Raw genomic sequence first — 19,324 nt, 5'->3', positions numbered from 1 at the left:
AAACAATCTTTTTCAATTCTGACATCACTCCCTTAAATTTATATTTTTATTTCATTTCTGAGTATACCAAAAAAAATGAATTATATCAAATGTTTTTTTACAGTTTCCCTGTCATCAAAATGTCTTTTTTCCTTTCCTATAATCTGATAGGTTTCATGCCCTTTTCCTGCTATAAGAAGGCTGTCCCCTTCCCTGATTATTTCCTGAACCGCATATTTTATAGCCTGTTCCCTGTCTTCAATAATTATATACTTTTCCTTAGGAAAATTTATTTCAGTAAGACCTGATTCAACTTCCTTCAGTATCACCATAGGATCTTCCGTTCTCGGATTATCTGAAGTCAATATTATGTAATCACTAAATTCTGCGGCAGCCTTTGCCATTTTAGGTCTTTTCTTATTATCCCTGTCTCCACCTGCACCAAATATAGTGACAACCCTATTTTCTGTTATTTTCTTCAATGTAGTTCCTACATTCATAAGTCCATCATCTGTATGGGCATAATCCACTACAATTCTTACATTCATATTATTTTTTACAGTTTCAAATCTTCCAGGTACAGAAGGCATCTTTTCAAGCTTTTCTACAATCTTGTCCATTCCTGTTCCCAATGACAGTGCCGAAGCCACACATCCAAGAATATTATGCAGATTGTATTCTCCTACAAGATTTACATCCAGAATATATTCATCTTTTCCATGAATAATTTTTATTTTCATACCGTCATTAGTGTATTTTACTATTTCTCCATATAAATCTGCAGTTTTATCATTTACACTTATTGAAAAATATTTATTTTCCTTCTTACTTCCTACAGTATTATCTTGAGTGTTGCTTGTCCCATTAACAGATTTTTCAGAAACTATTCTTTTACCATACCCATCATCTATATTTATAACTCCTGTACCGTCTTTTCTAAGCATGGAAAAGATTTTTCTTTTTGCATTGAAGTAATTTTCCATTGTACCATGAAAATCAAGATGATCCTGAGTAAGATTGGTAAATATTGCAGAATCAAATTCCAGCATATTTACACGGCCTATTTCAAGCGCATGCGAACTGACTTCCATTATAAAATACTCTACTCCTCTTTTTACACTTTCATTTATCAGTTTTATAAGTTCAAGAGATTCAGGGGTTGTATTCACTGTCTCAAATTCCTCGTCAAGTATTCTGTTTCCTGTAGTTCCAATCCTTGCTGTTTTTTCAAGTATATTTTCAAGGATATAACTTGATGTCGTTTTTCCATTTGTTCCTGTTATCCCTACTATTTTCAATTTATTCTGTGGGTAGTTATAGTAATTTGAAGCTATTATTCCCAAACTTTTCCTTACATTTTCTATAAGTATAAAGGAAACTTTTTCATAATTGCTATATCCGGATACATTGACTCTTTTTTCAGCAACTATCATTTTAGCACCACTATCAATGGCCTTCTGAATAAAGTCATGCCCGTCAACATTATTTCCTGTCATTGCTATAAAAACAAAGTTTTCCCTTATTTTTCTAGAATCGTACTCAATTCCTGCTATTTCAAATTTTTCTCCTTCATTTAAAATTTCATAGGAGATATTATCAAATATTCTGTACATTTTCCTACCACCTTAAATTATATTTCATAAAATTTACTGTTTTGTCTTTAATTTGATTATAACAAAAAAAGCTGGAATTATCCAGCTTAATTTATTAATATCTGTTATTTAAACTGTAAATTTGAAAAACACTTTTACAGTCTTCCATTAATTTACATAAGTAATTTATTTACACACTAATTAGTTGCCTTTATAGGCTCTGCTGCCGTAAGTTCCCATTGTTGGATTCCTTTACCTTTAAGGTCTGAATCACGGCCAATGTAATAATTTTTTACCCTTTTGTTTACAGGAACAATTTCATATCTGAAAGTCAGAGGTACTTCAACTGCTTGATCTATGTAATATTCCTGCCATTTTTTATAAGCTTCTGCCTTATAATTAGGGTCTTCCAATGTCTTAGGACTTGAAGTTTCTGCCATCAGCTTATCATTTTCTTCTGAAACAAATCTTGTATAGTTGAATGCGGCCTTTCTTCCGGTAGATTCAAATGGATTCAGGTTTGTTCCTACTCCCCATGCGGCAAAGTATACATCTATTTCAGGATCATCGGCATCTACTTTATCATAGAAACTGTTAAATTCAATAAGTCTTCCTGTAGAAAGCACTGCTTTTATCCCTATCTGTTTCCACTGCTGGATATAGAACTGCACCAATGGTTCAGCAATATCTCCACCTGCCATTGCAGCTATTCTTACTTCAAAAGGTTTTCCATTTTTATCTTCTCTGTATCCGTCTCCATTTACATCTTTGTATCCTGCTTCATCTAATAACTTTTTAGCTTTTTCAGGATCATAAGGATATCCTTTTATATCTTTTGAATAATATTTCTTAAATGCTGGCGGTACTGACATTGTCGCTCTTTCTCTCAGACCATAGTAGAACGCTTTTGTCATCTGGTCAACATCAAGCCCATAAGCAAGAGCCTGTCTCAAGTTTTTGTCTGCCATTTTTGCATTAGGATCCATAATATTTTCCCCTTTTGTCTTATCAAAATGACCTACTTTGAATCCCATATATGAATAGTATAATTCCTGTCTTCCAAGTAATTCCAGGTTATCTAAATTACTGTATGTTTTATAAAGATCTGTTGGAATACGTAATGCCAAATCATATTTACCTGCCTTTAATGCAGAAACTATAGTATTCGAGTTTACTACTTCCACTGTAACTTTTTCAATTTTTGGTTTACCTTTAAAGTAATATGGGTTTGCTTTCAGTTCCAGACTTTCTCCCTGTACATTACTTACTATTGTATAAGCTCCCAAAGTCAATACTTTACTTCTTACTTTTTCAGATTTTTCAAGGTCTTTTATAGGTATATCCTTCAAATAATGTTTAGGTAACACTGATCCTATCAGACCATTTCCTATAGTGTATATTCCTTGGCCCAACTCAGTAAAGGAAACTTCCACTGTCTTATCATCAATTTTTTTCAATCCTGAGATATTGGCAGCCTTTCCTTCATGATATTCTTTTACTCCTACTACCTTTAAGCTTTCATCATCAAATCTTACACCTGTGTAATCCTTATTTGCAATTACTTCAAACGTATAAATAATATCATCAGCTACTAACGGCTGTCCGTCAGACCATTTTACACCATCTTTTATTTTTATCGTAGCCTTTTTGTTTGGAATATCAACATTAAGTGTTGATAACCCAGTATCTGTAATTTCAAAGTTTTCATCCGTATCAAATATCTGGTTATTAAAGAATAATGATATCAAATCTCCGTCATAACCATCTCCCTGACCGATATTAGTGTAAAAAATCCCTACCAGAGGTGAATCTTTTACTAATGCAACCTTTAAAACAGCATCCTTTACTGCAGGTGCATTATTTGTCGTTTCAATTGCAAACTTTGAAGCATCCACACCTTCTTCCCCACTCTTAATACTTTTTTCTCTCCAGGCCCGCACGCTGTAACTAGAAGCATAACTACGGCCAGAAGAAACATCATCAATTTTCTACTTTTCATTTTCCTACCTCCCTACAAAATATACTTATATTATTTTTGCCATTTTTTTCACAATATTACAATACCTTTTTTCAAAATATAAAAAAAATGCTCTAAACCACAAGGTATAAAGCAATATCGTTTATTAGTTTATAATTGAGTGGTGCCCAGACGCGGAATCGAACCACGGACACAGGGATTTTCAGTCCCTTGCTCTACCGACTGAGCTATCTGGGCATTAATGGCGGAAGTGACGAGACTCGAACTCGCGACATCTTGCGTGACAGGCAAGCACTCTAACCAACTGAGCTACACCTCCAAATCAATGGTGGTCACAATTGGGCTCGAACCAATGACCCCCTGCTTGTAAGGCAGGTGCTCTCCCAACTGAGCTATGCGACCACTTCTCATGACTTAATTAGTATACTATATTTCCCGAATTATTTCAACTATTTTTTTCAATTTTTTTTATTTTTTTTATCCAACCGTCATATAAACCAGTATTTTAGATACTTATATGAATTATTAATTTTTTTTAAAATAAGGTTTTTTAGGCAAATTATAAAAAAATTTACTAAAAAAAGCATAGCTTTAAAACTTTTTAATTTTCATCAATTTATTTTTCAGCTATGCTTTTTTATGTATCAGGACAGATTTTTACCTTTTCTTACATCACTATTTAACAATACTGTCTATCCATGTAAATAATTCATCCAGGTCATAATCACTGTGCTATGTTCCAGCATATATTATAGAACCTTTTAATAACTGCAGAAACAAAATAAAAAGACATGAACGTACTGCATCCCAAATCTTATATGCAAAATTTGAAACACAGTACAGAACTGTCTCAAAGGTCATAGACCCAAACAGTATTTCATGCCTTCCTATTTTATTTTATGGTTAAATGTTATTGCAATATTACATCAAGTTTTGACCAGTGATAATTTTTCCAACCCAGTTACGCAGTACATCTACACTTGGGAACATTACAGGTGCAGCAAGTGCATCACGCATCAGTCTTGATAAAGGCCCTTTGCTGTTATATGCAGCTCCACCACCTATTCTCATTCCAAGGTTAGCTGAATCAACACAGTTTAATGAAGCTGTCACCCTTGCAGTCATTATTTTTTCAAATGCATCAGGTTCTTCGTTTGCCATAGCTTCTGTTGCGGCATTAAGAGCACTTTCCGCTACAAATGCGTTATTAAACAGGTGTGATATATGAAGCAGTACAGTTTCAATATTTGCCAATGTCTTATCTCCAGGGTATTTTCTGTTTAAAGCATGAGCTTTTGCAGCTTCATATATAGTTTTTCCTAATCCAGTGTAAACTGCAGTCAGTCCTGCCATAAAGTATATAACATCTATATTTACAGGATATTTCTGGTTAGCTTTTTGTCTATCTATGTAAATAGCATACTTATTATCCAATTTCATATCTTTCATGTGCATAGGACATGAGTTGTTTCCTCTCATTCCCAGTCCTTTCCAGTCACTTTCGCTAAATTCAAGCCCTTCAGTTCCATAAGGTACAAGCCAGTTTACAGGTCCTCTTTTTTCATCAGCCGGAACTGAAATCAAGTAATATGAAGCATGGTTAGCAGAAGTAATCATACTTTTCGATCCATTCATAATGCTGTAATCTTCGTGATTTTCAACTTGCATTTGAGAGTTGAAAACATGTACTCCTGTACCAAATTCACTTCTTGCAAGCGACATAAATTTGTTATTTTCCATTATGTCCTTTACAACTTGCTGTTTTATTTCATCACGTCCAAAAGTTAACGTAAATTTCAATGCAACATTACTCATTGTATAACAAAGTCCTGCTGTTGCAGTTCCTTCTGCAAATGCCTGTGTCACTTGAGCATGTTCTTTTATTCCTGCCCCTTCTCCACCAAATTCTTTTGGAACAAGAATTTTAAAGAATCCTTCCTCTGCAATTTTGTTGAAAATTTCTTTTGGGAATTTTCCTTCCCTGTCTATTTCATCAGCATAAGGCGCTATATGCTTATCTGAAAATTCCTTCGCCCATCTGTAATAATCTTTCATTTTTTCCTCCTGTATATTTTTTCTTAAATAATATGTATAACATTATTATTTAGCACATTTATATAAGCCCCTAATCTCTTCGTTTATCCTTCTTCATTATTGTACATACAAGTTATGATGCAATAATTTAGCGTGTTATATTTTTTCATATTCGATATTCTTCTTTTCTGGATTTAATACTAAAATCTCTAATTTTTATATTACTCCAGTGTAGAAGTCTGAGCCACATCAAGCACTTTTTTCAATAAAAAGAAACTTCTATAATAAAATACTCTTGTATTTCCACCTGATGCAGCTCTCTTTTTATTTCATTTTTCTATTTTTTTTCTGAAAGCATAAACATAATATGTCTTATCATAACATATATTATTATTACAGTTGCAACTATTTCTGCTACACTTACTAATTTAGCAAGCATTGCCACATTTGCTCCTGATTCCTTAAGGAATTTTGTTGTAAGCTTTAATCCCAGAGCACTTATTGCAGTAGGGAATGTAAATGCTGAATAACTTGGATAAAATGGTAATTTTAATAATTTAGGTAATGAAACTAAAACCATTACATATAATAAGATTGTTAAAAATAATAAGAAATAAACTATCGCAAGATTTTTTTCAGGGAAAGTTTTAGCCATATATCCTGCAAGTAACAGTGCCGCAGGTGCAGCAAATACTGCAAATGTAGGTTGTGCAGGCTCTGGAATATTTTTAACCTTTACCACTCTGTAAAAAACAAATGGCAGTAAAATTATATAAGTTACAAATCCAAACCAGAAAGCCGCCTGACCTATTTGAGGCATTTTATAAGCTGGTGCTGTTACTGTAGCTGTTACTATTCCAACATATACGATAAACCATGTAGTAAATACAGTCGCTATATTTTTCTTTACTGCAAATTTCAATGTAAACCATATAATAAGCAGTACGTGAATTGCAATTCCTACATACCACGCAATATTAGCCACCGGCTTAAATGGTGATTTAGGTGTAATGTATGCCGACAAAACAATTATTGCCATTGAATATGTTGCAAAACTTCCTGAAATAACAGGATTTTCCATAGCTTTTTTAAATCCTTCAATATTCGAAAGAATTTTAATTGTCAGGATTACCATCATTATAAGTGCTATCCATCCAGATACCACCTTATAACCTGCCCCATAGTTATTTAGTAAGTTTCCCAAAGTTGCTATACCCAATGCTAATCCTGATATAGGAAGAGGGTATTTTTCCAAAAATTTCTTCATCTGATCTCTCCATTCTTAATTTGATTTTTTAAATAATATATATAAATTTATTATTTAACTATGTTTGTGTAATTTACTTTTCCAATGCCTGTTTAAAGTCCTCTATAAGATCTTTTATATTTTCAATCCCTGGGGCGACTCTTATTAACGAATATGTTAAACCTCTTGCTTCCCTTTCTTTTTCAGGCATATCATCGTGAGTAATAGTCGCAGGATGAGTTACCAGCGTTTCAGTTCCTCCTAAACTTGCTGCCAATGTTGCTAACTTCAAGTTATTAAAGAAAGGTGCAACTCTTCTGTCATCCTTTAATCTGAAGGAAAAGACTGCTCCACCTCCACTAGCTTGACTTTCCTGAATTTTTTTCCCTTTATTGTTGTCAGCTGTAGGATATAGAACTTCCTTTACAGCAGGATGATTCTGGAAAAACTCCACCAGCTGCTCTGTATTTTTCTGAGCGGCATCCATTCTAACTTTTAAAGTTTTCAAACTTCTTATTAACAGCCAGCTATCAAAAGGTGACATTATTCCTCCTGCAGTTCTCATTGCAAACTTTATTTTTGCTCCTATTTCCTCATCATTAGTTACAACTACTCCCGCTATAATGTCATGGTGACCTGATAAAAACTTTGTTGCACTGTGTATTACAATGTCAGCACCTAAATCCAATGGTTTTTGCAGATAAGGTGTCAGAAAAGTGTTGTCTACCACAGTTATTATTCCATGCTTTTTTGCTATGGCAACAGTTCCTTTTATATCAGTGACATCCATAAGAGGATTGGAAGGTGTTTCAACAATAATCGCCTTCGTATTTTCTTTTACTGCATCTTCTATATTTTTTAATTCCGTGGTATCAACAAAAGTATAGTCTATCCCAAATTTTGGGTACAGCTCTTTTATTATCCTATATGTTCCTCCATAGACATCAGCACCCACTATTACATGATCTCCTGACTGAAATAATGTTAGAACAGCATTTGTCGCTCCCATTCCTGAAGAAAATACATAAGCATATTTCCCATTTTCTAAATTAGCCATCAGTTTTTCCAAATCCTGTTTAGTTGGCGAATTTGATCTTGAATATACGAAATCCTGAGATTCTCCAAACTTCTTTATTGGGAAGGCTGAAGCCATATCAATCGTACTTCCAAAAAACTTATCCTTATTTTTTTCTTCACCACCATGAACGGCTCTTGTTTCAAATTCCATTTTTTTCTCCTTAATTTTGAGTTATTATTTTATTCATTAACACCGGAATATCTTTTTAAAAAGCTTTTCAATCTCTCATTTTCAGAATTTACAAAAACTTTTTCCGGTGTTCCTTCCTCCACTATCACACCATTATCCATAAAAATAATATAATCTGATATTTCCCTCGCAAACTGCATTTCGTGTGTAACAATAATCATTGTCATATGTTCCTGAACCATGTCCTTTATAACCTTAAGTACTTCTCCTATAAGTTCAGGATCCAGTGCCGAAGTTGGCTCATCTAGAAGTATTACTTTTGGATTCATTGCAATGGCTCTTGCTATACCTACCCTCTGCTGCTGTCCTCCTGAAAGCTGATTAGGGTATGAATCCGCTTTATCCTTCAGTCCTACTTTTTCCAGCATTTTCAATCCTATTCCAACTGCTTCTTCCTTATTCATTTTTTTTACAACTAACAGTCCTTCTATTACATTTTCCAATGCTGTCTTATTTTTAAAAAGATTATAGTTCTGAAATACCATTGTTGTATATTTTCTCAATTCGTTTATATCTTTTTTCGATATATTTTTGACATCAAATTTTTTTCCATCAAATGTGATTTCCCCGTCATTGGGAGTTTCCAGAAAATTTAGACTTCTTAAAAAAGTAGATTTCCCTGAACCACTTGGACCAATAATACTTACTACTTGTCCTTCCTTTATTTCAAGGTTTATTCCCTTCAATATTTCATTATCTCCAAAGGACAGTTTTATATTTTCAGCTTTAAGCATGCCACTATCCCCCTATCCTTATTTTTTTCTCTAAAATTGCGAGTAATTTTTCCACAATTATACACACTGCCCAGTAAATCAATGCTACAACTATGTAAACTTCAAAGAAGTTAAGCCCCTGTGCTCCTACTATTTTAGCTTTACCCATTAATTCCACTATTGATACTACAAATGCAAGTGAAGTATCTTTTATCAGACCTATAAATGAATTTCCAAAGTTAGGCAATGCTATAACAAAAGCCTGTGGCAGAACAATTCTTTTCATGGCTTGCCACTTACTCATTCCTACTGAAATTGCAGCTTCCATCTGTCCTTTTTCTACTGATAATATTGCAGCCCTGAAAGTTTCTGACATATATGCCGACATATTTAGAATAAATGCAACATAAACAAATACAATTATTGGAACATTATTTACATTTAATGACCATCCAAATCTAGCATTCATGTGATTCAGAACCTTCGGTATCCCATAATATGACAGGTAAATTTGTACCAGAAGAGGAGTTCCTCTTATAAATGATACATAGACAGTTGCCAGTTTTGACACTACTTTTATTTTATTTATTCTGGCAAGTGCTACAAAAAAACTTAAAATTAAAGAAAAAATCATAGTTACAATAGCAATATTCAAAGTGACTGGTAACGCACTCAGTATTTTACCAAATGAATTTACCATAAATTTATAATTTAAAAGCTGATTCTGCATTTTTCTCTGTTCCTTTCGACATTAACTTTTTTTCCAGACTATTTTATATTTAAATTTTATTCAAAATACCGGATACTATTTTGTATAGTCTTCATTGAACCACTGCGTTGATAATTTTGCTAAAGTTCCATCTTTTTTCATTTCTTCCAGTGCTTTATTCATTCTATTTTTTATTTCTTCAGATTTAGCATCTTTTCTATATACGAAGTATACAGATTTTTTCTCCATAACATCTCCAACTGTTTCTATCAGTTCTGAACCTTTCTTTTTATTGAAGTAAGCTGCTACAAGTCTGTCATGTATAGTTGCATCTATTTTTCCTTCTGCTATTTCCTCAAGTGCTATTGTTTCTGAACCCTCATAGTTTCCTGGATTTATTTCATTTTTCGTATCATATTCTGTCAACATTTTCTGATAATTACATCCTAAACAGATTAACACTTTTTTCCCTTTTAAGTCATCCAATGATTTAATATCTGTTCTTCCTTTTTTTACAATTATTTGTGCCCCTGTTGTCAAATAATCGTCAGAAAATGCATATTTTTCTTCCCTTTCAGGATTTTTTGTAACCTGGTTTGCAATCATATCAAATTTTCCTGATTCCAGTCCTAAGAACATCCCATCCCAAGGTGTAGGAATAAATTCAAAATCAATATTTGCCCTTTTTCCAATTTCTCTTACAACTTCAATGTCATATCCTGTCAAGTTATCTTTATCATCCATATAACTGAAAGGTGCAAAAGTTCCTTCTGTTCCAACTTTTACTTTTATTTTCCCATTTTCTCCCTGAGGACTTTCCTTTGATGCATCCTGCTTCTGTCCACCACAACTTACTAAAAATAATCCCATTAATAAAAGGATAATTACATTTAAAAAATTCTTTTTCATACGTTATTTTTACATAGACCATGTTAATAAAAATTCCATCACATTAAATATTTATAAACTTCTTAATAATATAATAGAATTCTTACTTTAAAACAGTTCTACGTATCTCCCTTCTTAAAATTTTATTTATATCATATTATTGATATCATATTTTAAACATCTGGAAACTGAAGCTATTTTGTATAATCTGCCCCAAACCATTTTTCTGATAGTTTTGCTAAAGTTCCGTCAGCTTTCATTTCTTTTAATCCTTCGTTTATTGCTTCCTTTAACTTATTATCATTTTTTCTGACAATCATGTGTGCAGTTGATCTTTCAATAGGGTCTCCCACTAATTCTATTATGTCACCCTTCTGTTTTATAAAATATCCTGCAGTAAGTCTATCATTAATTGTAGCATCTGCCCTTCCCTGAACTATTTCATCAAAGGCAACTGTTACATCCCCATCATAATACACTATTTTAAACTGTTCATCTTTATTGTATTTTTTTAGCAGTTCATTATATTCACTTCCAACACTTGACATAATTTTTTTACCTTTAAAATCATCTATTTTTTGAATATCTGTTCTTCCTTTTTTTACTATTATCTGTGGTCCTGAAACTAAATATTCATCAGTAAAATCATATTTCTGTTCTCTTTCAGGACTTTTTGAAAGATCTGTCAGCAAATCAAATTTTTCTGCTTCCAGTCCTAAAAACATTCCGTCCCAAGGTGTAACAAGAAATTCCACATCGAAATTTTTTCTTTTTCCAATCTCTTCCAGTACTTCAACATCATATCCTGTCATTTTTCCACTTTGATCAGTAAAAGTATATGGTGGATAATCTGCTTCAACCCCAACTCTTACTTTCATTTTTTCTTCCTTTGGGGCCTCCTGCTTATTCCCGGCATTTCCACAAGACATTAAGAATAATAAACAGATTGTTAAAACTCCTAATAAAATTTTCCCTCTCAATTTCATTAAATTTCTCCTATATTTAATTTTTGTTAATATTCAATAGTAAGTACTTATTTTTATTGATTTTATCACGTTCCTGCCTTTTCTATTTAAGGTTCTAAAATTATCTTTCTGTTTGAAAGTCCTGTCAGTGCGGCTCCTATTGCTCCTGCATATCTTGACAACGGATGAGTTTTTATATCCCTGTTCAGTTTTTTTGACAGTACTTCTATAAAATAAGGCATTCCACTAAGTCCACCTGTAAGAAAAACTTCATTTCCTAATCCATGTCTTTTACAAAGATTTGCCACCCTTTCAGCAACTGAAGATATTACTCCTGAAGCTATATCTTCCCTTTTTTCGCCTGCACCAATATGGCTTATAACTTCAGATTCAGCAAATACTGTACACATTGAACTTATAGAAAGCGGGTTTCCCTTCTTGGCAATATCATACAGCTCATCAAAAGTCGCTCCAAGCCTATTTGCCATAATTTCTATAAATTTCCCTGTTCCTGCGGCACATTTATCATTCATCAGGAAATCCCTGACCTGGCCATCTTCCAGAGTTATTATCTTTGTATCCTGGCCACCTACATCTATAACTGTACAGTCCCTTTCAAACAAGGCATAGGCCCCTCTTCCATGACAAGTTATTTCTGTAACGACTTTATCAGCATAATCTACGCAGATTCTACCATATCCGGTTGCCACACATCTCATATTTTCAGTAAATGATTTTTCCTTAAGTCTTCTGTATATTTCATTTGCAGTTTCCTTACTGTTCCATCCTGTAGGAAAATTAAAATAATAAACAAGTGACTTCCCATCAATAACCGCAACTTTTGAACCTGTAGAACCTATGTCAATGCCAACATAATAATCATAATCCATCTTAATGTTCTCCCCATCATATATTTCATTTATTTCCTATTTATCCATTGTTTCAAGGAATGCTTCAAGCCTTGTAGTAATCTGACCCATATCAGCCATTGAATAATCAGTTTCTATATTAATGTAAGACTTTCCTTTTTCAATTACAGCTTTTTTTACATTATGGGCTTCAATTGCAAATGTATGACATGCCTGTAATACAATTTCCAATACTCCGTCCACTTCATACTCATCTATCATATCTCTTATATAGTCCAGTCTTTTAGTATTTGGGCTCATAACAGAACAGTTTATATTCAGATATTTTTCTGCCAGTGCTCTATACACAGGTAAATCCGTCTTAACTTTATCTATTTTTTCCCTTGTGGCATTACATGTGTCAAATACCACCGCATCTGCTCCAAGTTCTTCTATTATCTTTATAGTTTTATCCCTTACTCCTCCGTTAGGACATCCTGTAACAAGTATTCTAGGTTTTCTTGACGGTTTTCCCTTATAGTTTTCTTCCCAGTCTTTCAGCACTTCTTCTGTTCTTTTTTCGATTAAAGCTATTCTATCCTCCATATTTGGCATAAAGCTCAATGCATCCAGTTTTGTACTTAACTCATAACCTGATATTGGAGAAGGATTTAATCTTCCCAGTTCAAGAAATTTAAGTACTGCTTCCCTTTCCTTATTTTTTAGTTCAATAGCCTTTTTTATATCTTCTTCCGTTATTTTAACATTATAAAAATCTTCCAGTTTTTCCTGAAATCTTTTCATTTCATATTCCCATGAATTTAAAGCCGCCTCATTCCTTGAAGAAGGAAGCTGCATTACATAGGTATCCTTAATATCATTCATCAATTCAAACATTTTTCTTTTTCCGTCACAAGTTGTTTCCCCTACTATAAAGTCTGAAAAATAAAAGTAAGGACACGTATCTGTAAGTGCAAATCCATAACTCGCCTTTATAAGCGGACATAAGTTTCTTGGCAGATGTGTTTCTGCCGCACTTATTGGTTCTTCACTTGTTGCACAAAGAGATACAGGAGCAGCTCCTGCCGCCATAATCAGTTCCGTAGGTACGAATGTACAATAAGTTCCTACTATTTTCCCTCCTTTTTCTTTCAGTTCCTTCATTTTAAGGAATCCTGCCTGTCTTGCTTCAGAATAGCTTTCAAAATTTTCAGGTAATCTTAACATTTGATTTTCCTCCTTTGATATTACTTTAGATTTATTTTAAAATTTCCACATTTTAAACAAAGTAATTGCTACTATTTTCACGAATATTAGGAACTGTTTCCAGAAAATATAAATAAATATCAGGAAATTGTATTTATACATTTACTAAAATTTCACTTATATAAAACAGTCATTCACTAAGAAAAAGTCAAAATTCGCCTAAAGTTTCCAGGCTGATGACTTTTTCTAAATTCATCTCCTGTTTTATATTGTGAAATTTTAAATAATTAATAAATACAATTTTCCATATTAACTTCTAATTTTCTTGAGACTTTCCACTACTAAGTTAAATTCCTGTTCCCTTAATGTTCTCATATCAAAAATAATACTGTTTTCTTTAATTCTTGTAATAATTGGAATATCAGCTTCAAGTAAAATTCCTTCTATTTCTGTTGCCGTTCTTGTATTATGTGTCAGTTTTACTGATACACTGTCAAGATACACACCGGGGTAACTTCCTCCGCCAATTTCCGCTTTATCTTCCATTATTTCAGATGTAAAAGCTGTTTCCTTAACCTTTTCAGCAAATTTTTCAGCCTTTTCCTTTAATTCTTCCATTGACATGGAAATCATGTTCAATGTGGGAATTTCCTTCAATGCCTTTTCTTCATCAAGATAAAGCCTGAATGTAGCTTCCAGTGCCGCTATTGTCATTTTATCCACACGCAGTGCACGTGTAAGCTGATTCTTTTTCATGGCTTCTATATATTTTTTCTTTCCTACAATTATTCCTGCCTGAGGCCCTCCCAGAAGTTTGTCCCCGCTAAATGTAACTACATCTATTCCACTTTCCAGTACTTCCTTTACCGTAGGCTCATATGTAAGGCCATAAGAAGTAAAGTCCACAAACTGTCCACTTCCCAAATCATTTACAGCTACAAGGCCTTTTTCATGGGCTAAATCTGCAAGTTCCTTATAGGTTACTTCCTTTGTAAATCCTACTATTTTATAATTACTTGTATGAACTTTCAGCAGTATTCCTGTATTTTCATTAATAGCATTGACATAGTCCTTCAGGTGTGTTTTATTTGTTGTCCCCACTTCCTGAATAGTTCCCCCACTCAGCTTGATTATTTCAGGTATTCTGAAAGCTCCTCCAATTTCCACAAGCTCTCCACGGGATACTACTATTTCCTTATCCTTTGCCAATGTACTCAAAGTAAGCATTACAGCGGCGGCATTATTATTAACCACAAGAACATCTTCTGCTCCTGTAAGACGTTTAATAATATCTATTAGGTGCACATATCTGCTTCCCCTCTGTTTTTCAGCAAGATTAAATTCCAGATTGGAATAATTGAATGCAACATCTATAAGGTTTTCCTTTATGCTTTCACTGAGGATACTTCTTCCAAGATTAGTATGAAGTATTGTCCCGGTTGCATTTATAACTCTTCTTAGGGAGTATTTATAATTTTTCTTCACTGAATGATTAATTTTTTCTATAATTTTTTCCATTGAAGGTACTTCATTAAGACTATTATTCAATATTTCATTTTTTATATTTTCTGTTTCTTTTTTTACAATATCCTTTACAAAAACTTCAGGATATTCCTCCAGCAGCTGTTTTACTTCTTCCGTCATAAGTATTTTATTAATTGCCGGAATTTTTGATAATAAATGCTTCATGTTTTACACCTCATTTCCCTTTACTCTGTAATCTTCAACTCTCTTTGTTACACCGGCCTTATCCATGTATTCCAATATTGGCAGGGCATACTTTCTAGTCGAACCTGTCATATCCCTAAATTCTGAAAGCAGTAATTTCTTATTTCCTTCAAAATGTTTCAGAACCTTATTTTTTGCCTCATCAAATGTACGGACATGGATAACAATATCCTCATTCAGCCTGATTACAGTATCTCCTAACAGTGAGTCAAGAACTTCATTGGCTACTTTGTTACCTTTTGTAAGTTCTTTTATTGTTGGAGGTGTAAATGCACTTTCCAGAAGGGTTTTCTCAATACGTTTCTTTTCCTGCATTTGCTTATCATCATATTTTACAGAAAAATCAAAAATTGAAACGAAATTTCCTTCTATTTTTAAAACTTTATTTACAGAAAGAAGTTCAACCATAGCTGCAAATTCCTTCTGATTCATTTTAAATTTTGAAATAAGTTCAGCCTTGGACATTCCTTTTTTCAGCTTAAATTTATTATGATAATCTGAAATAACTGCCGCAATTCTTTCACTTACATCTTCATATTTTTTCGAATGTATATATCCTTCCTTTGTTACATATACAGTTTTTTCCTCCAGAAGTTCATCCAGATCCTTCAATACTTCTTCAGAAGATTTTTCAAGTGCCTTCGCAATCTTATCTGCTGTAACCAGATACTGCTGGTTAAGTAAAATATAGTTTGCTATAAGATCCTTGCCACTTCCTTTAGACTGTATCTTAAGTTTATTTAAGATTTCATCATTGAACCTGTTATGTTTTTTAGGATTGCAGTCCAGTATTACTCCTCCCCCTATTGTTATCATAGGCGAATAAGTTCTTATAATAAATTTATCATAATTTTTTACAGCTATTTCTTCCTCAAGACGGAGCTGTGCAAACCCTTTGCTTCCTTCTTCAAGAACATCTCCTCCAAGTGGAACAAATCTCGCCATTACTTCAGAAGTTCCAGTATAAACCCTTACCCTGTCCCAAAGCTCAAGGTTTATTCCGGAATTTTTTATCATCTGAACTTCCGTATCCAGCATATATGTTTTTGTTAATGTCCCAGGAGTTGCAAGCGAGCATCCCCTTCCTATATCTTCAACTTTTATATTAGTCAGGTTTATGGCTGTTCTCTGTCCTGCATAGGCTGTTTTTACATCTTGCTTATGAACCTGAATATTTCTTACCTTTGTCTTTATATCGTGAGGATAAACTTCCAGTTCATCTCCTACAGAAATCTTTCCTTCAGTTAAAGTTCCAGTTATTACTGTCCCAAAACCTTTTACCTGAAATGCCCTGTCTATATTAAGACGCACATTTCCAGAATTTTTTAGTTCCGCTATGTCATCTGTCTTTTTGTCGATTACATGTAAAAGTTCATCTATCCCCTTACGTGAAACAGAATCCACTTCCACAATAGGACTTCCTTCAAGCGGAGTTCCTTTTATGAAACTTTCTATATCTTCCCTTACAAGAGTTCTGTAATCCTCATCTGCAAGGTCTATTTTTGTCATTACTATTATGAAATTTTCTACTCCTAATAATGACAGTATGTCTGCATGCTCCTTTGTCTGTGGCATTATCCCTTCCCTTGCATCTACCAGAAGTAGCACAAGGTTTATCCCAACAGCCCCTACAAGCATATTTTTTATAAATTTTTCGTGTCCAGGAACATCCACAACCCCGCATCTTTTCCCACTTGGCAAGTCAAAGTAGGCAAATCCAAGGTTTATAGATATTCCCCTCTCCTTCTCTTCTGTCATTGTATCTGTTTCTATACCGCTTAGAGCCTTTATCAGTGTTGTTTTTCCATGATCAATATGTCCTGCAGTTCCTATTATTACATTACTCATTAAATATCTCTCTTTCGTTATTTGTTTATTTCTGGAATATCATTATCCTCATAAAGCAGTTCCACTTCTCTTTTTATACCTGTTTTCCTTGAATAATATAATGCCTTGTATCTCACATTTTCCTTTTCCAGCAGCTCTATCAGACTGCTAAAATTATTCCATGAAATTTTCAGCATGAAACCGCATCCCAGTGAGATTGAAGGATGGACTGGAACCAGTCCCGCATCAATCTTTTCAGTATCACATATATTATCTGCTTTTATTGCATCGTGAGTGTTATAAAACACCACTATTCCTTCATCTATTGTTTTAGTCATATAATAACACCTACGGTCTGACTACTCTGTTTGCTGTACGCATGTCTTCAACTATGAAATACATGTTTGATGAATTTCCTATTGCAAGATCAACCTTGTAGTAATCTATACATGCTCCACAGCACATAATTTCTACACCGTTATCTTCAAGTTCTTTCAATTCTTTCAGTACATGGCTACGATTTTTATCTACTAGTAGGGCTCCTCCATTATAAAATAATATTTTTTTAGGAAGCACTTCCTGCTCTGTCAGAGTATACAGAAATGCCTTTATCAGTTTTTTCCCAAGTTCTTCATTTCCATGCCCCATTATCTGTTTATTTATAACTACTATATAACTATCATCCTTAATTTGTAAAATCTGTTCTTTTTCTTCTGTAACTTCTTTTTCCAGAATTACCTTATATACTCCGCTTTCAGTAACTTCACTTACAAATTTACAGTTATTTTCAGCAGCAAAGTCATGAATTTTTTTTACGTTTTCTTCATCATTTACAAGTAGTTCTACAAGACTGTTTTTTTCCAGTGCACGTTTTGCCTGAATCACAGGAAGTACACATCTGTCTTCAGAGGTATCTATAAATTTTGCCTTTTTCTCTTCCTTACCTGCTGCAGGATTTGACACTGTAACTATATATTCTTCATCACTTACTTTTTTCACATCAATATTATAATTAAGCTGTTCAGCAAGTTTTGTAAGATTTTCAGTTGCTACAAAGTTATCTACCGTTGTTTCTACCACATCATATTCTGCCAATAATTTTTTTGTTTGAACTACTGGTAAAGGACAAGCCATTCCTTTAGCATTAAATTCATGTTTTTTCATTTTGATCATTCCCTTCGCTACAAATTTCATTTTAATTTTTTAATATATATGTCATTTTTCAAATTATAAAATTACTACATCTTTTTCCTGTCTTTTTACAACTTTTCCCACTATTGCACTTTTTATTTCCAGTTTATTTAACTTTTCCAGCAGTTCTTCCCCATATTTTTCAGGCAGACTTATAAGAAGTCCTCCCGATGTCTGAGGATCAAACATTATTTCCTCCATTGGAAAATCATTAACCTTGAATTCTACCTTATCCTTAAGATAGTTTCTGTTTAACTGTCCTCCTGCTGTAATTATAAACTCGCTTGCACAGTGGTATGCTTCAGGAAGTACAGGAATATTTTCAGAGAAAATTTCAGCTGAATATTTTCCATCCAGCATTTCCACAAGATGGCCTAAAAATCCAAAACCTGTTATATCTGTACAACTGTTTACAGGATACTCTTCCATAACTTCAGCCGCATATTTGTTCAATGTTGTCATTTGTTTGACACACGTGGCAAAAGCTTCTTCCGAACATTCTTTTATCATATGTGCAGAATTTATAATACTTACACCTAAAGGTTTTGTCACTATGAGCACATCTCCTTCTTTACAGTTATTGTTTACCAGTATTTTGTCAGGGTGTACAACTCCTGTAACTGATAGTCCGTATTTCGGCGTAGAATCGTGTATTGAATGTCCTCCGGCAAGAACTCCTCCTGCTTCGTGAACCTTTTCAGCACCACCTTTTAATATCTGCTTCAATATTTCCATATCCATTTTCTCAGGGAAGGCAACTATATTTAAAGCTGTTATTACCTTACCTCCCATTGCATAAACATCACTCAGTGCATTTGTCGCAGCTATCTGTCCATATAAATATGGGTCATTTATCATAGTTGTGAAGAAATCCAATGTCTGAATAATCGCCTTATCTTCAGATATTTTATAAACCGCCGCATCATCAGATGACTCGTAACCTACTATAAGGTTTTCATCCTTCTTTTTAGGTAAATCATCCAATAGACCTGATAGAGCTCCCGGCCCTATTTTTGAGTTTCAGCCTCCACAAACTATCATACTTAATTTTTTCTCGTCCATTTATCTCTCCTTTAACTTTTTTATTTCTATTATATCATTCTATATTAAAAAACCAAAATAAGATAAAAAAATACAGTATTATTTTTTATTA

17 protein-coding genes and 3 tRNA genes are annotated in these 19,324 nt (G+C 33.5%); all 20 read right to left on the bottom strand.

What is annotated here, in order from left to right; genetic code table 11:
* Nucleotides 1-80: 80 nt before the first annotated feature.
* On the bottom strand, nucleotides 81-1,592 hold the full coding sequence (locus HMPREF1984_RS09135) for a UDP-N-acetylmuramoyl-L-alanyl-D-glutamate--2,6-diaminopimelate ligase (RefSeq protein WP_021767695.1): 1,512 nt from the start codon (nucleotides 1,590-1,592) through the stop codon (nucleotides 81-83).
* A gap of 176 nt (nucleotides 1,593-1,768) precedes the next feature.
* On the bottom strand, nucleotides 1,769-3,466 hold the full coding sequence (locus HMPREF1984_RS09130) for an oligopeptide ABC transporter substrate-binding protein (RefSeq protein WP_232219702.1): 1,698 nt from the start codon (nucleotides 3,464-3,466) through the stop codon (nucleotides 1,769-1,771).
* The gene (locus tag HMPREF1984_RS11675; RefSeq protein WP_232219701.1) at nucleotides 3,415-3,570 is read right to left on the bottom strand and encodes a hypothetical protein; all 156 of its coding nucleotides are present in this window, start codon (nucleotides 3,568-3,570) and stop codon (nucleotides 3,415-3,417) included. The genes HMPREF1984_RS09130 and HMPREF1984_RS11675 overlap by 52 nt, the downstream gene beginning before the upstream one ends.
* A gap of 140 nt (nucleotides 3,571-3,710) precedes the next feature.
* Nucleotides 3,711-3,786, bottom strand: a tRNA-Phe gene (locus HMPREF1984_RS09125).
* 5 nt (nucleotides 3,787-3,791) lie between these two features.
* Nucleotides 3,792-3,868, bottom strand: a tRNA-Asp gene (locus HMPREF1984_RS09120).
* 7 nt (nucleotides 3,869-3,875) lie between these two features.
* Nucleotides 3,876-3,951: transfer RNA gene (locus HMPREF1984_RS09115), tRNA-Val, on the bottom strand.
* Nucleotides 3,952-4,470: 519 nt separating this feature from the next.
* The gene (locus HMPREF1984_RS09110; RefSeq protein WP_021767693.1) at nucleotides 4,471-5,604 is read right to left on the bottom strand and encodes an acyl-CoA dehydrogenase family protein; all 1,134 of its coding nucleotides are present in this window, start codon (nucleotides 5,602-5,604) and stop codon (nucleotides 4,471-4,473) included.
* 316 nt (nucleotides 5,605-5,920) lie between these two features.
* Nucleotides 5,921-6,850 carry a TDT family transporter gene (locus HMPREF1984_RS09105; RefSeq protein ID WP_021767692.1) on the bottom strand — a complete coding sequence of 310 codons (930 nt, stop codon included), beginning with the start codon at nucleotides 6,848-6,850 and terminating at the stop codon, nucleotides 5,921-5,923.
* A 73-nt stretch (nucleotides 6,851-6,923) separates the two neighbouring features.
* Complete coding sequence (locus HMPREF1984_RS09100; protein ID WP_021767691.1) at nucleotides 6,924-8,057, bottom strand: PLP-dependent aspartate aminotransferase family protein; 1,134 nt, start codon at nucleotides 8,055-8,057, stop codon at nucleotides 6,924-6,926.
* A gap of 29 nt (nucleotides 8,058-8,086) precedes the next feature.
* Complete coding sequence (locus HMPREF1984_RS09095; RefSeq protein ID WP_021767690.1) at nucleotides 8,087-8,830, bottom strand: amino acid ABC transporter ATP-binding protein; 744 nt, start codon at nucleotides 8,828-8,830, stop codon at nucleotides 8,087-8,089.
* A 4-nt stretch (nucleotides 8,831-8,834) separates the two neighbouring features.
* Nucleotides 8,835-9,539 carry an amino acid ABC transporter permease gene (locus tag HMPREF1984_RS09090; RefSeq protein WP_021767689.1) on the bottom strand — a complete coding sequence of 235 codons (705 nt, stop codon included), beginning with the start codon at nucleotides 9,537-9,539 and terminating at the stop codon, nucleotides 8,835-8,837.
* A gap of 75 nt (nucleotides 9,540-9,614) precedes the next feature.
* Complete coding sequence (locus tag HMPREF1984_RS09085; protein WP_021767688.1) at nucleotides 9,615-10,427, bottom strand: transporter substrate-binding domain-containing protein; 813 nt, start codon at nucleotides 10,425-10,427, stop codon at nucleotides 9,615-9,617.
* A 173-nt stretch (nucleotides 10,428-10,600) separates the two neighbouring features.
* Complete coding sequence (locus HMPREF1984_RS09080) at nucleotides 10,601-11,392, bottom strand: transporter substrate-binding domain-containing protein (RefSeq protein WP_021767687.1); 792 nt, start codon at nucleotides 11,390-11,392, stop codon at nucleotides 10,601-10,603.
* Nucleotides 11,393-11,478: 86 nt separating this feature from the next.
* Nucleotides 11,479-12,261 (bottom strand): acyl-CoA dehydratase activase, encoded by a 783-nt coding sequence (locus HMPREF1984_RS09075; RefSeq protein ID WP_021767686.1) that lies wholly within the window; start codon nucleotides 12,259-12,261, stop codon nucleotides 11,479-11,481.
* Between the two features lie 36 nt (nucleotides 12,262-12,297).
* Nucleotides 12,298-13,446 (bottom strand): double-cubane-cluster-containing anaerobic reductase, encoded by a 1,149-nt coding sequence (locus HMPREF1984_RS09070; RefSeq protein WP_021767685.1) that lies wholly within the window; start codon nucleotides 13,444-13,446, stop codon nucleotides 12,298-12,300.
* A 288-nt stretch (nucleotides 13,447-13,734) separates the two neighbouring features.
* Entirely contained in the window at nucleotides 13,735-15,114 is a 1,380-nt protein-coding gene (gene selA / locus HMPREF1984_RS09065; protein WP_021767684.1) for an L-seryl-tRNA(Sec) selenium transferase, read from the bottom strand.
* A 3-nt stretch (nucleotides 15,115-15,117) separates the two neighbouring features.
* Nucleotides 15,118-17,001: a selenocysteine-specific translation elongation factor gene (selB, locus tag HMPREF1984_RS09060; protein WP_021767683.1), complete on the bottom strand. Its 1,884-nt coding sequence runs from the start codon at nucleotides 16,999-17,001 to the stop codon at nucleotides 15,118-15,120.
* Between the two features lie 17 nt (nucleotides 17,002-17,018).
* A complete protein-coding gene (locus tag HMPREF1984_RS09055; protein ID WP_021767682.1) occupies nucleotides 17,019-17,318 on the bottom strand; it encodes a DUF3343 domain-containing protein in 300 nt (99 codons plus the stop codon).
* Nucleotides 17,319-17,328: 10 nt separating this feature from the next.
* Nucleotides 17,329-18,144 (bottom strand): sulfurtransferase-like selenium metabolism protein YedF, encoded by an 816-nt coding sequence (gene yedF, locus HMPREF1984_RS09050; RefSeq protein WP_036100436.1) that lies wholly within the window; start codon nucleotides 18,142-18,144, stop codon nucleotides 17,329-17,331.
* Between the two features lie 63 nt (nucleotides 18,145-18,207).
* A complete protein-coding gene (gene selD, locus HMPREF1984_RS09045) occupies nucleotides 18,208-19,182 on the bottom strand; it encodes a selenide, water dikinase SelD (RefSeq protein WP_198011777.1) in 975 nt (324 codons plus the stop codon).
* Nucleotides 19,183-19,324: the final 142 nt, after the last annotated feature.

This window comes from Leptotrichia sp. oral taxon 215 str. W9775 (assembly GCF_000469505.1).
In the GTDB taxonomy this organism is placed as follows: Bacteria; Fusobacteriota; Fusobacteriia; order Fusobacteriales; family Leptotrichiaceae; genus Leptotrichia_A.
Note: the sequence above shows the minus strand (reverse complement) of the source record. Positions and strands in the feature narration are given on the sequence as shown.